Source organism: Cognatundibacterium oligocarboniphilum (assembly GCF_013377855.1).
Classification (GTDB): domain Bacteria; phylum Pseudomonadota; class Gammaproteobacteria; order Burkholderiales; family Burkholderiaceae_D; genus Undibacterium; species Undibacterium oligocarboniphilum.
On record NZ_JABXYJ010000002.1, the window covers coordinates 371600 to 388351 of the forward strand.

At 49.9% G+C, this 16752-nt stretch carries 16 protein-coding genes; 10 read left to right on the plus strand and 6 right to left on the minus strand.

Annotated features, from left to right (window positions below; genetic code table 11):
- Positions 1-213: 213 nt before the first annotated feature.
- From HV832_RS04720 to clpS, 3 genes are read right to left on the minus strand one after another with little or no spacing between them, the layout of a single operon-like run.
- A complete protein-coding gene (locus HV832_RS04720) occupies positions 214-486 on the minus strand; it encodes a hypothetical protein (protein WP_176802388.1) in 273 nt (90 codons plus the stop codon).
- A 48-nt stretch (positions 487-534) separates the two neighbouring features.
- Entirely contained in the window at positions 535-2835 is a 2301-nt protein-coding gene (clpA, locus tag HV832_RS04725) for an ATP-dependent Clp protease ATP-binding subunit ClpA (protein ID WP_176802389.1), read from the minus strand.
- Positions 2832-3140, minus strand: coding sequence for an ATP-dependent Clp protease adapter ClpS (clpS, locus tag HV832_RS04730; RefSeq protein ID WP_176802390.1), 309 nt, complete (start codon positions 3138-3140; stop codon positions 2832-2834). Before clpS ends, clpA begins: the two co-directional genes overlap by 4 nt.
- Positions 3141-3540: 400 nt before the next feature.
- Here clpS and HV832_RS04735 point away from each other — a divergent pair, with 400 nt between their 5' ends.
- From HV832_RS04735 to HV832_RS04745, 3 genes are all read left to right on the plus strand, one after another.
- Positions 3541-3744, plus strand: a complete 204-nt coding sequence (locus HV832_RS04735) for a cold-shock protein (RefSeq protein ID WP_162021162.1) — start codon at positions 3541-3543, stop codon at positions 3742-3744.
- A 93-nt stretch (positions 3745-3837) separates the two neighbouring features.
- Positions 3838-5202 (plus strand): cache domain-containing protein, encoded by a 1365-nt coding sequence (locus HV832_RS04740; protein ID WP_176802391.1) that lies wholly within the window; start codon positions 3838-3840, stop codon positions 5200-5202.
- Positions 5202-5819 carry a response regulator transcription factor gene (locus HV832_RS04745; RefSeq protein WP_176802392.1) on the plus strand — a complete coding sequence of 206 codons (618 nt, stop codon included), beginning with the start codon at positions 5202-5204 and terminating at the stop codon, positions 5817-5819. The genes HV832_RS04740 and HV832_RS04745 overlap by 1 nt, the downstream gene beginning before the upstream one ends.
- 99 nt (positions 5820-5918) lie before the next feature.
- Here HV832_RS04745 and icd read toward each other — a convergent pair whose 3' ends face one another.
- A complete protein-coding gene (icd, locus tag HV832_RS04750) occupies positions 5919-7172 on the minus strand; it encodes an NADP-dependent isocitrate dehydrogenase (RefSeq protein ID WP_176802393.1) in 1254 nt (417 codons plus the stop codon).
- A gap of 181 nt (positions 7173-7353) precedes the next feature.
- Between icd and HV832_RS04755 the strand changes: the two genes are divergently transcribed.
- The 3 genes from HV832_RS04755 (at position 7354) to HV832_RS04765 (ending at position 8784) form a co-directional block, all read left to right on the plus strand.
- Entirely contained in the window at positions 7354-7917 is a 564-nt protein-coding gene (locus tag HV832_RS04755; protein ID WP_176802394.1) for a pseudouridine synthase, read from the plus strand.
- Positions 7918-8028: 111 nt separating this feature from the next.
- Positions 8029-8229 (plus strand): hypothetical protein, encoded by a 201-nt coding sequence (locus HV832_RS04760; RefSeq protein ID WP_176802395.1) that lies wholly within the window; start codon positions 8029-8031, stop codon positions 8227-8229.
- A 102-nt stretch (positions 8230-8331) separates the two neighbouring features.
- Positions 8332-8784 (plus strand): DUF192 domain-containing protein, encoded by a 453-nt coding sequence (locus tag HV832_RS04765; protein ID WP_176802396.1) that lies wholly within the window; start codon positions 8332-8334, stop codon positions 8782-8784.
- A 129-nt stretch (positions 8785-8913) separates the two neighbouring features.
- Here HV832_RS04765 and rpsT read toward each other — a convergent pair whose 3' ends face one another.
- Entirely contained in the window at positions 8914-9177 is a 264-nt protein-coding gene (gene rpsT / locus HV832_RS04770) for a 30S ribosomal protein S20 (RefSeq protein WP_176802397.1), read from the minus strand.
- Positions 9178-9443: 266 nt separating this feature from the next.
- On the opposite strand from rpsT, the gene HV832_RS04775 reads away from it, so the two are divergent.
- Entirely contained in the window at positions 9444-10037 is a 594-nt protein-coding gene (locus HV832_RS04775; RefSeq protein ID WP_176802398.1) for a GNAT family N-acetyltransferase, read from the plus strand.
- A 5-nt stretch (positions 10038-10042) separates the two neighbouring features.
- Positions 10043-11212 (plus strand): vWA domain-containing protein, encoded by a 1170-nt coding sequence (locus tag HV832_RS04780; protein WP_176802399.1) that lies wholly within the window; start codon positions 10043-10045, stop codon positions 11210-11212.
- A gap of 48 nt (positions 11213-11260) precedes the next feature.
- Here HV832_RS04780 and HV832_RS04785 read toward each other — a convergent pair whose 3' ends face one another.
- The gene (locus tag HV832_RS04785) at positions 11261-12118 is read right to left on the minus strand and encodes a response regulator (RefSeq protein WP_176802400.1); all 858 of its coding nucleotides are present in this window, start codon (positions 12116-12118) and stop codon (positions 11261-11263) included.
- A gap of 134 nt (positions 12119-12252) precedes the next feature.
- On the opposite strand from HV832_RS04785, the gene HV832_RS04790 reads away from it, so the two are divergent.
- Both HV832_RS04790 and parC read left to right on the plus strand, forming a co-directional pair.
- Positions 12253-14256, plus strand: coding sequence for a DNA topoisomerase IV subunit B (locus HV832_RS04790; RefSeq protein WP_176802401.1), 2004 nt, complete (start codon positions 12253-12255; stop codon positions 14254-14256).
- Between the two features lie 155 nt (positions 14257-14411).
- Positions 14412-16727 (plus strand): DNA topoisomerase IV subunit A, encoded by a 2316-nt coding sequence (parC, locus tag HV832_RS04795; RefSeq protein WP_176802402.1) that lies wholly within the window; start codon positions 14412-14414, stop codon positions 16725-16727.
- Positions 16728-16752: the final 25 nt, after the last annotated feature.

Below are 16752 nucleotides of genomic sequence, written 5' to 3' on the forward strand. Positions count from 1 at the left end.
ACCGTAACAGACATGGTGTTTTGTACTTTGGTATTAATATTCCGAAAGACATACGCTGCTACTTTGAAACCAAAGTCATTTATCGCAGCTTGCGCATTTCCAGCATCCGACTGGCTTACGACGCAGTTCAATTCATAGTGCTTAAAGCAAAAAATATAGTTATATATACGTAAAAAAACAGCTTCACAGCCGTTTTTTTACACATCAAATGCTCTATTTCTTGATTTTACGACTGCGGCCTGCAGACTCTCGCAGGATTGCGTAATTCCATTCATCCTCATGGATGCCACTATCCGTCAAAACCCGCACCCTGAACACATCTCCCTGAGCTGCAAGCCGATGTCCGATCGCCGTATGCTTTTTGGCGGCATCACGTTTATCGTACACATCGACTTCCACTTCTCTGCCCTCCAAAGCTGATGAAGATAAAACAGCTTCTATCGTTTTTGGGGTGTATTCCAGTACATACAATGGCGCTTTCAGCATGACTTATCTCCATCGATCACAGCACGCTACAGAGAAATCGGCGAACGCTTATTCTACCTCGACGATTTCCTGTGAAGCTTCCGGTGGTGTGGCGTCACCTTCCGGAAATTCGAGTTTGATCTGGTCTTTCTCATCAATATCGACGATCACCCTGCCGCCAGAAACCAGTTTCCCGAACAAGAGTTCATCTGCCAATGCCTTGCGGATCATATCCTGAATCAGGCGGGCCATCGGACGTGCGCCCATCAGGGGATCAAAACCTTTTTTACCCAGGAAATGGCGTAGCTCATCCGAGAAAGTCGCCTCGACTTTTTTCTCGTGCAACTGTTCTTCTAGCTGCATGAGGAATTTATCCACAACCCGCAGAATAATTTCCTCATCGAGTGCGCGGAAGCTGATAATCGCGTCCAGACGATTACGGAACTCCGGTGTAAACATTCGCTTGATATCGGCCATTTCATCGCCAGTCTCACGATTATCATTGAAGCCGATAGAACGCTTCTGCAGACTTTCCGCTCCGGCATTGGTAGTCATGATAATGATGACATTGCGAAAATCCGCTTTACGCCCATTGTTATCCGTCAGCGTACCGTGATCCATTACCTGCAGGAGGATATTGAATACATCCGGATGCGCTTTTTCAATTTCATCCAGCAATAACACAGCGTGCGGCTTTTTGGTAATCGCTTCAGTCAGCAATCCACCCTGATCAAAACCAACATAGCCAGGTGGAGCACCGATCAGGCGGCTAACAGCATGACGCTCCATATACTCCGACATATCGAAACGGATCAGTTCAATACCCAGCGTGAAGGCCAGCTGTTTTGCGACCTCAGTCTTACCAACACCGGTCGGTCCCGAGAACAGAAAAGCACCGATTGGTTTATCCGTTTTCCCAAGACCCGCACGCGCCATTTTGATGCTGGAAGCCAGCGCTTCAATCGCGGGGTCCTGACCAAAGACCACATTTTTCAGGTCGCGATCGATTGTCTGTAATTTAGTTCTGTCATCCTGATTCACCGTTTGCGGCGGAATCCGGGCTATTTTGGCGATAATGTCTTCAATATCAGCTTTGCCAATTGTTTTTTTCTGTTTGGATTTCGGCAAAATTCTCTGCGCAGCACCAGCCTCATCAATGACATCAATCGCTTTATCCGGCAAATGACGATCGTTAATAAAACGTGCAGATAATTCGGCGGCCGTTGTTAAGGCAGAAGCAGAATATCTGACATTGTGGTGCTCTTCGAATTTCGCCTTCAGGCCACGCAGAATCTGCACGGTCTGCTCAACTGTTGGTTCATTCACATCGATTTTTTGGAAACGGCGTGACAAAGCATGATCCTTCTCGAACACGCCACGATATTCAGTGTAAGTAGTGGCACCTATGCATTTGAGCTGACCGCTCGATAAAGCCGGTTTTAGCAAATTCGATGCATCCAGCGTACCGCCGGACGCTGATCCTGCACCAATGATAGTGTGAATTTCATCAATGAACAGAATACCGTTCAGCGTGTCTTTCAACTGTTTTAACACGCCCTTCAGACGCAGTTCAAAATCACCGCGATACTTGGTTCCAGCCAGTAATGCGCCCATATCCAGCGAATAGACGACAGCATTCTGCAACACATCAGGAACATCGCTTTGGGTGATGCGCAATGCAAGGCCTTCTGCAATCGCGGTTTTACCGACACCAGCCTCACCAACTAGCAGAGGATTATTTTTACGGCGGCGACATAAAATCTGAATCACCCGCTCCACCTCGGCATCACGTCCGATCAGCGGATCAATTTTCCCTTCAGCAGCCGCCTTGTTCAGGTTCTGGGTGAACTGATCCAGAGGATTTTCCTTGACCTGCGCATCGGTATGCCCTTCCTCGCTGCCCTCTGGAGATTTTTGCGGTTCGTTCAAACTATCTTTACGGACACCATGTGAAATGAAATTCACAACATCCAGTCGTGTCACGCCTTGCTGGTGGAGATAGTACACGGCATGCGAGTCTTTTTCGCCAAAAATAGCCACCAATACATTGGCACCGGTCACTTCTTTTTTTCCATTCGACGACGATTGCACATGCATGATGGCGCGCTGTATCACGCGCTGGAAACCCAGTGTCGGCTGAGTATCGACTTCACTGGTTCCCGGTACGGTTGGCGTATTGTCTGTGATGAAATTGTTAAGTGTTTTACGCAAATCTTCAATATTCACAGCACAGGCGCGCAGCACTTCAGCTGCAGAAGGATTATCCAGTAATGCGAGCAGCAGGTGTTCTACCGTGATGAATTCGTAGCGGGCCTGTCGAGCTTCGACAAACGCCATATGCAAACTGACTTCCAACTCTTGCGCAATCATACTTCCTCCATCACACATTGCAGGGGATGTCCTGCTTTACGGGCATGCGTCAACACCAGCTCAACCTTTGTCAGAGCAATATCCTTTGAATAGACGCCACAAATACCTTTGCCGTCCCGATGTACTTTCAGCATGATCTGCATCGCAGTCTCACGATCCTTATTAAAATATTCCTGAATAATGGCCACGACAAATTCCATCGGTGTGTAATCATCATTCAGTAATATGACCTGATACATAGAGGGTGGCTTGAGCTTTTGCGCCTGCCGCTCCAATATAGTACCGTTTTCATGCTTGTTTCCCATACGTCTATTCTAGTACGTTGATTCGTGACAAAGGTAAATAATAAGCGAATAAAAAGGGCCTTATTTCCACCCTGCTCAAATGTTACCTGCTTTCGCTCATTTCCGTAGATGGTGATCATTTCTTCCAGATCAAGTTTTGTTCAGGTATTTGATTTTCTTGTGCACGTTTAGAAGGCATTTTTATCGATGATTATCCCTTCTTACTTAAAAATACAACAATGGCAGGGACGTATCCAAAAGTTTCTTGACTTTCGTTTTTTTTCCCTCAAGAATGACATTTGTTGGCAACACTAGTAACCATTCGTCAACATGAAGTGGGCAAGTTGAGGGAGGGCTGACATTCCGTCAGATTTCTTGCTTTTACGGCTCGTGTGATTAGTTTCTATTTGAAAGATGCATTATGGCAACAGGTACCGTCAAGTGGTTCAATGATTCCAAAGGCTTCGGCTTTATCACTCCGGACGACGGTGGTGAGGATTTGTTCGCCCACTTTTCCGCAATCCAAATGAACGGCTTTAAGACCCTGAAAGAAGGTCAAAAAGTAACGTTCGAAGTCACGCAAGGCCCTAAAGGCAAGCAAGCTTCTAACATCCAAAACCCTTAATCACTGATTATGGTTTTCTGAAAAACCCCGCAGTTGCGGGGTTTTTTTTATTGCCAGCTGTAATCTGGCGTCTTTCTGCATAACGGTGATTGCATGAAACTTCGCTATAAATTCATTCTGCTCGCCATCATTCCTCTGCTGCTGTCGTTTGCAGGGATTGCCTCTGCGGTGTTTTATCAGGCGACCATTCTTGCCCAGCAACAGCGCAATACGATCGAACAGGCCTACATCGCCAGTAAAGAAACCGAGTTAAAGCATTACGTCACGCTCGGTAAATCCGCAATTCTGCATTTATATAAAAAATCAGGGAATTCGCCTCAGGATCAGGAGGAAGCAAAAAAAATCCTATCAACTCTCGATTTTGGTGATGATGGATATTTTTACGTGTACGACATGCAGGGGAAAAATCTGATGCACCCACGCCAGCCTGATCTGGTCGGTAAAAACCTCTGGAATCTGTCCGACCCAAAAGGTAATCTGACCATTCAGAACCTGATCAATACCGCAAAAAATGGTGGTGGTGCCGTACGCTATTTATGGGAAAAACCTTCATCAGGTCAGATTGCTCCCAAACTTGGTTATGTTATTCCCCTAAACAAATGGGGTTGGATGTTGGGCACAGGTATTTACCTTGATGATGTCGATACGGCCTTGGCAAAAATTGACGTTCAGGTTGAAAAAAATATTCACAGCACGCTGTTCTGGATGGCAGGCATCGCCCTGATTTGCGCCCTGTTAACGGCGCTCTCCGGTCTGGTACTAAATATTAGCGAATCGCGCCTGGCAGAAGCTAAATTGAAAGTGCTGGCACGCAGCGTGGTGCGCTCTCAGGAGGACGAAAGAGCCCGCTTGTCGCGCGATCTGCATGATGGACTGAGTCAGTTATTGGTTTCGATTAAATTACAGATTGAATCTGGTCTGGCAAAACTTGGAACCACACTGCCAGTAGTATCACCCGCGCGCAATTCCTTTGACCGTGCCACCAAGCAGCTGAACGAGGCGCTCAGTGAAGTCCGGCGTATTTCTCATGATCTGCGCCCCGCTATGCTTGATGATCTCGGTGTGGTTGCTGCTTTTGAACATCTGGCAGGTGAATTTCAGAATGCGTCAGAATTACCTGTCAGTTTTAACGCCGCAGGAAATTTCAGCAGACTGTCCGAAATCAGCAATACCGTTTTATTCCGGGTAGCTCAGGAAGCATTGACCAACATTCACAAGCACGCTCAGAAAGTCAGTCATGTCAACATGCAGCTGATCGAAACTGCCCGCGATATTACGCTTATCATCGAAGATAACGGAACCGGCTTTGACATTCAGGGCATTGCTAATCATCCCAAGCGCGGCATCGGGTTAAGCAATATGCGCGAGCGTCTGGCAACCGCAGGTGGGCACCTCGACATTCACTCGGATATGTCGGGAACCCGTGTTATTGCCACCATTCCCAACGGAGAACTTTAATGGAAAAGAAAAAAAAGATCCATCTGCTACTGATTGACGACCATCCCCTGGTGCGCGATGGATTGCGCGCCCGACTCGAATCAGTGCACCATTTTCATATTGCCGGAGAAGCAGGCAATGCCACAGAAGCATTAAAAATCATTGCGTCCCAGATGATTGACCTGATATTGATGGACATTAATCTCGGCAGCATGAATGGCATCCACCTGACGGGAAAGCTGACTCAGGATTATCCTGATATTGCCATCATCATGCTCTCCATGCACGACAAAGCCGAGTACGTCACGCAGGCCATACAGGCCGGAGCCCGCGCTTATGTCTTGAAGGATGCGCCGGCGGAAGACATCATCAATGCAATTGAAACAGTGACCGCGGGCGGAAATTATTTCAGTTCCGGTCTGAAGCAATCCAACACGACAGCCACCCCGCTGCTGACACAGAGGGAACAATGCATTCTGAATAGCATCGCCACTGGCAAATCCAATAAACATATTGCCCATGAACTGGGATTGAGCGTCAGGACAGTGGAAACTCACCGACTGAATATCAAACGCAAACTGAATATCGAAGGACAGGCCGATCTGATCCGCTATGCACTGAATAATACGGTGTCATAACTGCTGTTTGCAGATTACCAGCCGCACCTGATGGTAAATTTAAATAACCAATAAAAAAACCGGCATAAGCCGGTTTTTTTACAGTGCAAAGAGTGGAAATCACATATTCTCGATCATGACATCGCCAAATCCGGAGCATGATACCTGAGTAGCCCCTTCCATCAGGCGCGCAAAGTCGTAGGTGACTTTCTTGGCAGTAATGGCCTTTTCTGTGGAAGAAATCAGCAGATCTGCTGCTTCGACCCAGCCCATGTGACGCAGCATCATTTCAGCGGACAGGATCAGCGAACCCGGATTCACATAATCTTTGCCAGCATATTTCGGTGCGGTACCATGTGTTGCTTCAAACATTGCCACGGAATCAGACAAGTTAGCGCCAGGAGCGATACCGATACCGCCAACCTGTGCCGCCAGCGCGTCGGAAATGTAATCACCATTCAGGTTCAGTGTTGCGATCACGCTGTACTCTGCCGGACGCAACAGGATTTGCTGCAGGAATGCGTCAGCGATGGAATCTTTGACGGTGATTTCTTTGCCTGTCTTCGGATTTTTGAATTTGCACCATGGGCCGCCGTCAATCAGTTCTGCGCCAAATTCCTTTTGCGCCAGCGCATATGCCCAGTCACGGAAACCACCTTCGGTGTACTTCATGATATTGCCCTTGTGAACGATCGTAACAGATGGCTTGTCATTGTCGATCGCGTACTGGATCGCTTTGCGTACCAGACGCTCTGTACCCTCGCGGGAAACCGGCTTCACGCCGATACCGGAAGACTCGGGGAAACGGATTTTTTTCACACCCATTTCGTCCTGCAGGAACTTGATCAGTTTTTTAACCTGATCAGTACCTTCTGCAAATTCGATACCGGCATAAATATCTTCAGAGTTTTCACGGAAGATGACCATGTCGGTTTTTTCTGGCTCACGTACCGGGGATGGCACGCCTTTGAAATAACGTACGGGACGCAGGCAAACGTACAGATCCAGTTCCTGACGCAATGCCACGTTCAGGGAGCGGATGCCACCGCCGACCGGCGTTGTCAAAGGCCCCTTGATCGAAACAACGTAATCCTTAAGGACTTTCAATGTCTCTTCCGGCAACCAGACATCCGGGCCATAAACCTTGGTCGATTTTTCACCTGCATAGATTTCCATCCAGCTGATCTTGCGCTTACCAGCATATGCTTTGGCAACAGCAGCATCAACCACCTTGATCATGACAGGGCTGATATCCACGCCAGTACCATCACCTTCAATGAAAGGAATAATTGGATTGTCAGGAACATTCAGCGAGAAATCGGCATTGACGGTAATTTTTTTACCTTCAGCAGGAACTTGAATATGTTGATACATCGTTTTCTCCGTAGTTAGGCGATCAAGCGGGTCGCGCTTTGCTCATAAGATGCCTTGTTGGCTACACAACGGTCAATATCGCTATTAACTCTTCTATAAGACACAAGACCTTCATTTCGTATTATGCACTAGTATTTTACTGGATGCCATCAGTTTTCCCAATTGCGGGTACCATATTGCCATGAAACTCATCTTATTCAACAAACCTTACAATGTGATGTGCCAGTTTTCGGCACATCCATCGCGGCAAACCCTGTCCGATTATCTGGATATTCCCAATATATATCCTGCTGGCCGCCTTGATGCGGACAGCGAAGGATTAATTTTATTGACAGACGATGGCCGACTGCAAAACCGTATCAGTCATCCGGTTCATAAACAGGCGAAAACTTACCTGGTCCAGGTTGAAGGAACGCCGGACAAAGCGATGCTTGAACGATTAGCTCAACCGCTTGATCTGGGCGACTTCACCACCCAGCCATGCGTCGTAAGGCATATTCAGCCTCCTGACTGGATCTGGTCCCGCCACCCTCCTGTGCGCGAGCGGGTAAACATTCCGACCAACTGGCTATGTCTGATTCTGTCGGAAGGGAAAAACCGCCAGGTCAGACGCATGACTGCAGCTGTCGGATTACCCACGCTGCGGCTGGTCCGGATTGCTATCGGCGGATTTTCGCTGGAGACACATCCTTTGATGCCAGGGGAATGGCAGGAAGTTAACATTCCGACATCCATGCCAAAATAATTTTACTTTCCATGTCAACCCGCTCTCTCCGGCCACCGTTATTCCACCTGATTCAATGGAATCACTGACTGGAAAACATTTTTTGTAAAATATTATTTAGGGGAAGTTGACATGAAAAAATTGATCGCCGCTCTGATTGCTGGTCTGTTTGCTTCAGTTGCATTTGCACAAGCACCTGCTGCTTCCGCTCCGGCCTCCGGTTCTGCTGCATCTGCAGAGGCAGCAGCAAAGCCAGCTAAAAAAGCCAAGAAATCCAAAAAAGCGAAAAAGGCAGAAGCTGAAGCTGCTGCATCAGCTACTCCGGCAAAATAAAGAATTTTGAATCAAAGTGTGACAAAAAAGGCAGGATTGACTCCTGCCTTTTTTATTTCCGGTAGGATATAAGCCTCAATTGATCCTGTTGACTATTTCTTCATGAAAAATACTTTTTTTTCTTCCGCCAGACAATTGTTCGGCATGACCGTTCTCTCACTGACAACCCTGACCTGCTCCGCGCAGGGAAAACTCCCTGTCACGCAACTCTCTGCGGGCATTTATGTCATCAAAGCTGAAGTTGCCGCCAACGAGGCCCAGCGCCAGCAAGGTCTGATGCTACGTACCCAGATGGGTGCAAACGAAGGGATGGTGTTTGATTTCGGAGCACCGGCAAGCGTCTGCATGTGGATGAAAAATACGTTGATCCCACTGTCGGTGGCATTTATTGATGGCGATGGGAAAATCGTGAATATTGAGGATATGCAGCCGGAAACCACCGATTCGCATTGCGCCAATAAAACCGTACGCTACGCACTGGAAATGAATCAGGGCTGGTTCAAACAGAAAAATATCAAGTCTGGCAGCAAGATTGAAGGTTTGCCGTTGCGTTAAGCTTCTGCACTTGAACATTTCACCGACCTGAGTACGCTCAGTAACTCAGTTCAGGAATTTCTCAGAAATTGAATGACCATAAAAAAAACCGCAGATATCTGCGGTTTTTTTTCAAACAAGAAGCAGCAATTATGCCAGTGCCTTGATCGCAGATGCCAGACGGCTCTTATGACGTGCAGCTTTATTTTTATGAATGATTTTCTTATCAGCAATACTGTCGATTGTAGAAACAGATGTCTGGAAGATTGTCGCAGCAGCGGCTTTATCACCTGCCTCGATCGCTTTACGGACAGCCTTGATTGCTGTGCGCAACGCGGAGCGCTGGCTGGAGTTGTGTGCATTTTGTTTAACTGCTTGACGAGCACGTTTGCGTGCTTGTGCGGTATTTGCCATGAGATTTCCTAAACGTGGTCAAAGCGACGAGGTCAAAGCAAGTTGATTAAATGCCACGCCGCAAAATTCTATACAGCTTTGCAGTATAACGTTTTTTATTTTCGTTAGCAAGCATCGCTGTTGTTTTGAATGAATTTAGTATTATAGCGCCGGATTTTTTCTGTTACGGATCTTTTTTACCTGCTTTGCTGCTGACGCTGACGACCATTTTATGGGACAGTCAATCTATGCCTGCACTTTGACCATCTCATTCACGAAGGATTTACATGCAATACGAACCAGTTAACCTGACCAGCAATCTGGTCACGCTTGAACCTCTGAATGCAGCGCATTTACCTGAAATCCGGCTCGCTGCGCAGGACGGCGAACTGTGGAAGCTATTTTTCACATCGGTTCCGGCACCGGAAAATACCGAACACTGGCTGCAACTGGCGCTCGACATGCAGGCACAACAAAAAGCGATTCCTTTTGCAGTCAGGGATAATAACAGCCGGAAAATTATCGGCAGTACCCGCTTTTGCAATATAGACCACCAGAATCGGCGGCTCGAAATTGGCTACACCTGGTATGCCCGTTCTGCGCAGCGCAGCGGTGTAAATACGGAATGCAAGCTGCTATTGCTGACAGCGGCATTTGAGAGGATGGAATGCATCGCGGTAGAATTCCGAACAGACTGGTTCAACCGCCGTTCACAGGCAGCGATTGAACGGCTGGGCGCCAAACGCGATGGGGTGCTGCGCAACCATATGGTACTGCCGGATGGGCGCATTCGTGATACTGTTGTCTATAGCATTTTGCAAAATGAATGGCCCGGGGTTAAAAGAAATTTGCAGTATCTGCAAAATCAATATGGAGAATAAAACAAGTGCTGATCGATTTCTTCTTTACGCTGAAAGATGCCAAAGTCCCGGTTTCTATTAAAGAATTCCTGATGCTGCTGGAAGCGCTGGAACAGGGACTGATCAGCATGTCGCTGGATGATTTTTATTTTCTGGCGCGCACCATTCTGGTGAAGGACGAAGCTCATTTTGATAAATTCGACAAGGCATTCGGCGTTTATTTCCGGGGCATCGAAACCATTTTTGAAAAACGACCCGAGATACCGCTGGACTGGCTCACCAAGCGTCTGGAGCGTGAACTGACAGATGAGCAAAAAGCCGCGATCGAAAAATTTGGCTATGACAAACTGATGGATCGCTTGCGGGAATTACTGAACGAACAGAAGGAACGCCACGAAGGCGGCAGCAAATGGATAGGCACCGGCGGCACATCGCCATTCGGTCATGGTGGTACCAACCCGGAAGGTATCCGGATTGGCGGTAACGGCGGTAACCGCAGTGCCGTCAAAGTATGGGAAGAACGCTCATTCAAAGACTACGATGCGGAACGCGAACTTGGCACCCGTAACATCAAGGTTGCACTGCGCCGCCTGCGTAAATTCGCCCGGCAAGGGGCGGAAGAAGAACTCGCGCTGGATGCTACCATTAAGGCAACAGCCAATAATGCGGGCTACCTGGATATCAAGATGCAGCCTGAGCGTAAAAACAATATCAAGGTGCTCATGCTGCTGGATGTGGGAGGCACCATGGATGATCATATTGCCCAAACTGAAGAACTGTTTTCCGCAGCCAAAACTGAATTCAAAAATATGGAATTCTTTTATTTCCACAACTGCGTTTACGACTATCTGTGGAAAAATAATCGCCGCCGCCATGCGGAAAAATTTCCGACCTGGGACATCCTGCGCAAATATCCGCCTGACACTAAATTGATTTTTGTCGGTGATGCCACGATGAGTCCTTATGAGATTCTGCAACCCGGCGGCTCTGTGGAATATAACAATGAAGAAGCTGGCGCAGTCTGGTTGCAGCGTTTTGCCAGCACGTTTCCGAAATACATCTGGCTCAATCCCGAACCGGAAGGTTTATGGCAATACCGGCAATCGATTTCTGTGGTGCGCCAGTTGATGAGCAACAGGATGCTTCCGGTGACGCTGGAAGGACTGGAGCGCGGTATGCGCCTGTTGAGTAAATAATTCCGCCACACTATACGCTGCGCTTCAAGGCATGACAGCGGACAGATCTCAGCCATGCTCCTTGCGGATCGGAAGATCACTGAATATGTGAAGGAATTTTTTAATTGTCCGCACCAGAACGTGGCGTGACAGCGGCTTTATCAGATAGCCGTCGCATCCGACCTTTTCCGCCATGATCTGTTTATATTCCTGTCCTTTGTCGAGCAGAAAAATCACTGAAGTTCTGTGGCCCTGATTCTGCTTTTTCAGCGCTTCGCACAGGCGGTAAGGATCAACGCCCGGGGTCGACGTGTTAATCAGGGTCAGTGCATGCTGATTATTCCTGTCCAGCAGCAAAGCACTGCGTTCATCCGAAGCCAGTGTCACGGTAATGCCGTAACGATCCATCATCATCGCGACGTATTCGCGGAATTGCGTATCCTTATCAATCACCAGAATACCGCCTTTGGCCATGGGGCGCTGCCGTAATTTCTGGTACACCACCGGATCAGTCAGATCGAGGTCAAGGCGTTTATGGCGTCGCCGTTCATGCACCGTCACCGAAGTATGTGCCGCCAGCGTTGTCAGCAGTAAATCGCGCCGGTCGATGAGTCCATCGAGAATTCCGAAAATATTGCGCCAGCGTATCGGACGCGGCATGACTTCGTAAGGCAGATCAATTTCAGGCTGGCCAATCAGCAAAACAGGCAAGGCCTCGCCGGGATTCAGATCCGACAAGGTTGCAATGGCCTGAATATTCTCGGCGTTCACCAGATACATATCCGGATCCTGCACACAGCCGTTTTTCAGACAAGTGTACAGATAGCCTTTCTCGCGGGCGACGGCGAGAACAGTCGAGAATGTCTCCTCCTCTTTAGCGGAAAAGCCTAACAAGCGGATTGCGATGGTGGCTGTTTTTTGTGGCATCGTTTATCCATCTACACAATACAGCTACAATAGCTGCCAAAACGGGTGCAAGAATACCTCTATTCTGCGCCACTCTGACGAAGAAATTGCAAAACATTATTATATTTCAACCAAACCAACAATTTTTACTTCGCATGGCAACCAAAAAAAATACAGTAACGACTGACTATAGCGAATCATCAATCCGAGTCCTGAAAGGACTGGAGCCCGTCAAACAAAGACCGGGCATGTACACGCGGACAGAAAACCCGCTGCATATCATCCAGGAAGTCATCGACAACGCTTCCGATGAGGCACTGGGCGGTCATTGCAAACATATCCAGGTTACTCTCCATACCGATGGCAGCGTCAGCGTCGAAGATGACGGCCGCGGCATTCCCGTTGGCCTGCATCCCGAAGAAGGTGTGCCTACGGTGGAAATCGTGTTTACCCGTCTGCATGCCGGCGGTAAGTTCGACAAGGGTTCAGGCGGCGCTTATGCATTCTCCGGCGGTCTCCACGGTGTCGGTGTTTCTGTCACCAATGCGCTGTCCAAGCGACTTGAAATCACGGTCTGGCGCAAGGACGACAAGGGCAACGGCCTGCATCAGCTGACATTTGCCGATGGCGATGTCATCGAGCCTTTGCGCAGCCAACCGATTCCACGCGGTGACAAAAAGAATGGCACACGCGTCTCGATCTGGCCGGATGCCAAATACTTTGACTCTGCCAACATTCCACTGGGCGAATTGCAACGCCTGCTGCGTTCCAAAGCAGTGCTGTTACCCGGGGTCAAAGTCACACTCGCCAATGCCAAAACCGGGGAAGACCTGGTCTGGCAATATGATCAGGGTCTGCGCGGTTACCTGAACGAAGCGCTGGCGCAATCCTCGCACGGTGAACCCCTGATTCCGTTGTTTGAAGGCGAACAATTTGCGAGTTCGGACAACGAAGGTTTTGCCGAAGGCGAAGGTGCGTCCTGGGTCGTGGCATGGACCGAAGATGGTAATGTGGTACGCGAATCTTATGTGAACCTGATCCCGACACCGGCTGGCGGCACCCATGAATCCGGCTTGCGCGACGGTCTGTTCGGCGCGGTGAAAAATTTTGCAGAAATGCATTCACTGCTGCCGAAAGGTGTGAAGCTGCTGCCCGAAGACGTCTTTGCACGCGTCTCTTTCGTCCTGTCGGCAAAAGTGCTGGATCCACAATTCCAGGGACAGATCAAAGAGCGACTGAATTCCCGGGATGCAGTGCGGCTGGTCTCCTCATTTGCCAAACCACCGCTTGAACTGTGGTTGAATTCTCACGTTGAATACGGCAAAAAACTGGCGGAACTGGTCATCAAACAGGCGCAGTCACGCCTGCGTTCGGCACAAAAAGTGGAGAAGAAAAAATCCTCCGGCGTTGCCGTGTTGCCCGGCAAATTAACCGACTGCGAATCGAACGACATCACGCGCAATGAGCTGTTTCTGGTCGAGGGCGATTCCGCTGGCGGCTCTGCAAAAATGGGACGTGACAAAGAATTTCAGGCTATTCTGCCGTTGCGTGGCAAGGTCTTGAACTCCTGGGAATCGGAACGCGATCGTCTGTTTGCGAATAATGAAATTCACGACATTTCCGTCGCCATTGGCGTCGATCCGCATGGGCCGAATGATCAGCCCGATTTGTCCAATCTGCGCTACGGCAAAATCTGCATCCTGTCAGATGCAGACGTCGATGGTTCGCATATTCAGGTGCTGTTGCTGACGCTGTTTTTCAAACATTTTCCGCAATTGATCGCACGCGGTCATATCTGCGTGGCGAGGCCACCGCTGTTCCGGGTGGATGCCCCTGCCCGTGGTAAAAAACCGGCACAAAAAATCTATGCGCTGGATGATGGCGAACTGATCGCGATTGAAGACAAATTGCGTAAAGACGGCGTGAAAGATGGCGCCTGGAGCATTTCCCGTTTCAAAGGACTTGGTGAAATGAATGCGGAGCAGTTGTGGGAAACCACCATGAATCCGGATACGCGTCGCCTGCTCCCGGTATCGTTGGGAGAATTTGATCAGGATTTTTCCGAAGCACGCTTTAACATGCTGATGGGAAAAGGCGAAGCCGCCGCCCGCCGCGCATGGATAGAAGAGCACGGAAATGCCGTCGAGGCCGATATTTGAGCCCGTCAGCCGATTATGCAGCGCTAAACATACTCCCTCCAGTATATTTTAAAGCCAATTATTGATGCTGACAATCAGGCAGAAAACGCATATACCCCATAATTTTTGAATATTTCGGTCAACTCCGAAGCCGGAATCCAATCAGACAGCAAGCTATGAGCGAACAAGCAAACTTATTTGAACAAACCCAGCCCCCCGGCGATGGAGAGGCACTGACTCTGGCGACCTTCGCCGAGCGCGCCTATCTGGATTATGCGATTTCGGTGGTGAAAGGCCGCGCCTTGCCGGACGTCTGCGATGGCCAGAAACCGGTACAGCGCCGCATTCTGTACGCAATGAACGAACTGGGGCTGAATGCCAGTGCCAAACCGCGCAAATCGGCGGCTGTGGTCGGCGATGTGCTGGGTAAGCTGCATCCGCATGGCGATCAGTCCGTGTATGACGCGCTGGTACGCATGGCGCAGGATTTTTCGCTGCGTTATCCTCTGATCGATGGTCAGGGCAACTTTGGCTCGCGCGATGGCGACGGTGCTGCAGCGATGCGGTATACCGAAGCCCGCCTGACGCCGATCTCACGTTTGCTGATGGATGAAATCGACGAAGGCACGGTCGATTTCCAGCCTAATTACGACGGCACGACCGAAGAACCCAGGCTGCTGCCCTCCCGCCTGCCTTTTGTGCTGCTCAACGGCGCCTCCGGTATCGCGGTCGGTCTGGCAACGGAAATCCCGTCGCATAATCTGAGCGAGGTCGCCAAAGCAGCGGTCGCTCTGATCCGCAATCCGGGCATGAAACATAGCGAGCTGATGGAGTACATTCCCGGCCCGGATTTCCCCGGCGGCGGCCAGATCATCACTCCTGCTGCCAGCATTGCAGAAATGTATGCCAGCGGACGCGGCAGCATGAAAGTGCGGGCACGCTGGAAAATCGAGGACATGGCACGCGGACAATGGCAGGCGGTCGTGACCGAACTGCCGCCCGGTACCTCGTCACAAAAAGTTTTGGAAGAGATCGAAGAACTCACCAATCCGAAAATCAAAGCCGGTAAAAAAACGCTGTCGCCGGAACAGGTCTCGCTCAAGCAGGTGATCCTGTCGGTGCTCGATACCGTGCGCGACGAGTCCGGCAAAGATGCGCCGGTACGACTCGTATTTGAACCGAAGTCCAAAAATCAGGATCAGGCTGAATTCATGCAGATGCTCCTGGCGCATACCTCGCTGGAAACCTCGGCATCGATGAATCTGGTGATGATCGGCGGCGATGGCCGCCCACGCCAGAAAGGGCTGATCGATATCCTCAATGAATGGATTGGGTTCCGCTTCAGTACCGTGACCCGCCGTACCCAACATCGCCTGAAAAAAGTCGATGACCGGATTCATATTCTGGAAGGCCGCGAAGCCGTATTGCTGAATATTGATGAGGTCATCCGCATCATCCGCGAATCAGACGAACCGAAACCGGCACTGATTCAGGCTTTCCGGCTGTCTGAGCGCCAGGCTGAGGATATTCTGGAAATTCGTCTGCGTCAGCTGGCGCGTCTGGAGACCATCAAAATTCAGCAGGAACTGGCTGAACTTCGCAAAGAGAAAGCGAGCTTGCATGATTTGCTGGACAATCCGGCTTCCATGAAAAAAATGCTGATCAAGGAAATCGACAGCGATGCCAGGCAATTTGGCGACGCACGTCGTACCCTGATCGAAGAAGCAGCAAAAGCGTCGGTCGAACAAAAAGTGGTGGATGAACCGGTGACTGTCGTGATTTCTGAAAAAGGCTGGGTGCGCGCTCGTACCGGACATGGGCATGATGCGGCGCAGTTCACCTTTAAAGCCGGTGACAGTCTCTACGGTACGTTTGAATGCCGCACCGTAGACCATATGCTGGTGTTCGGCTCCAATGGCCGTGTTTATTCGGTGGCGGTTTCCGCGCTGCCGGGGGCGCGCGGCGACGGTGTGCCAGTCACGACACTGATTGATCTGGCGCCCGGCAGCAAGATCCTGCATTATTTTGCAGGCGGTAACGAGACCGGGCTCTTGCTGGCATCCAGCGCAGGCTATGGCTTCACCGCCAAAGCAGGCGACATGGTCGGCAGAATGAAAGCCGGTAAAGCCTTTATGACGCTGGAAGAAGGTGACATCCCGCTACCGCCCGGCATCGTCAAGGATGATGCCAGCGCCATCGCCTGCCTGTCTGCAAATGGTCGTCTGCTGGTATTTGGCCTCAGCGAGATCAAGCAATTATCCAGCGGTGGCCGCGGCGTGATCCTGATGGATCTGGAGGAAAAAGAAACTCTGATTGCAGCCCAAGCAATCAGTCAGAAAGGAGTCAGAATCTCCGGTAGCGGTCGTGGCGGTAAAGTCCAGGAAATCAGCCTGAGTGCCGGCGCACTGAGCATACATATCAACAAGCGGGCACGTAAAGGCAAGGCACTGGAATCCAGAATCAAAGCCAGTCAGCTGCAACCTATCAGCTGACTGGTGCCGTATGGCGTCCAGCGCA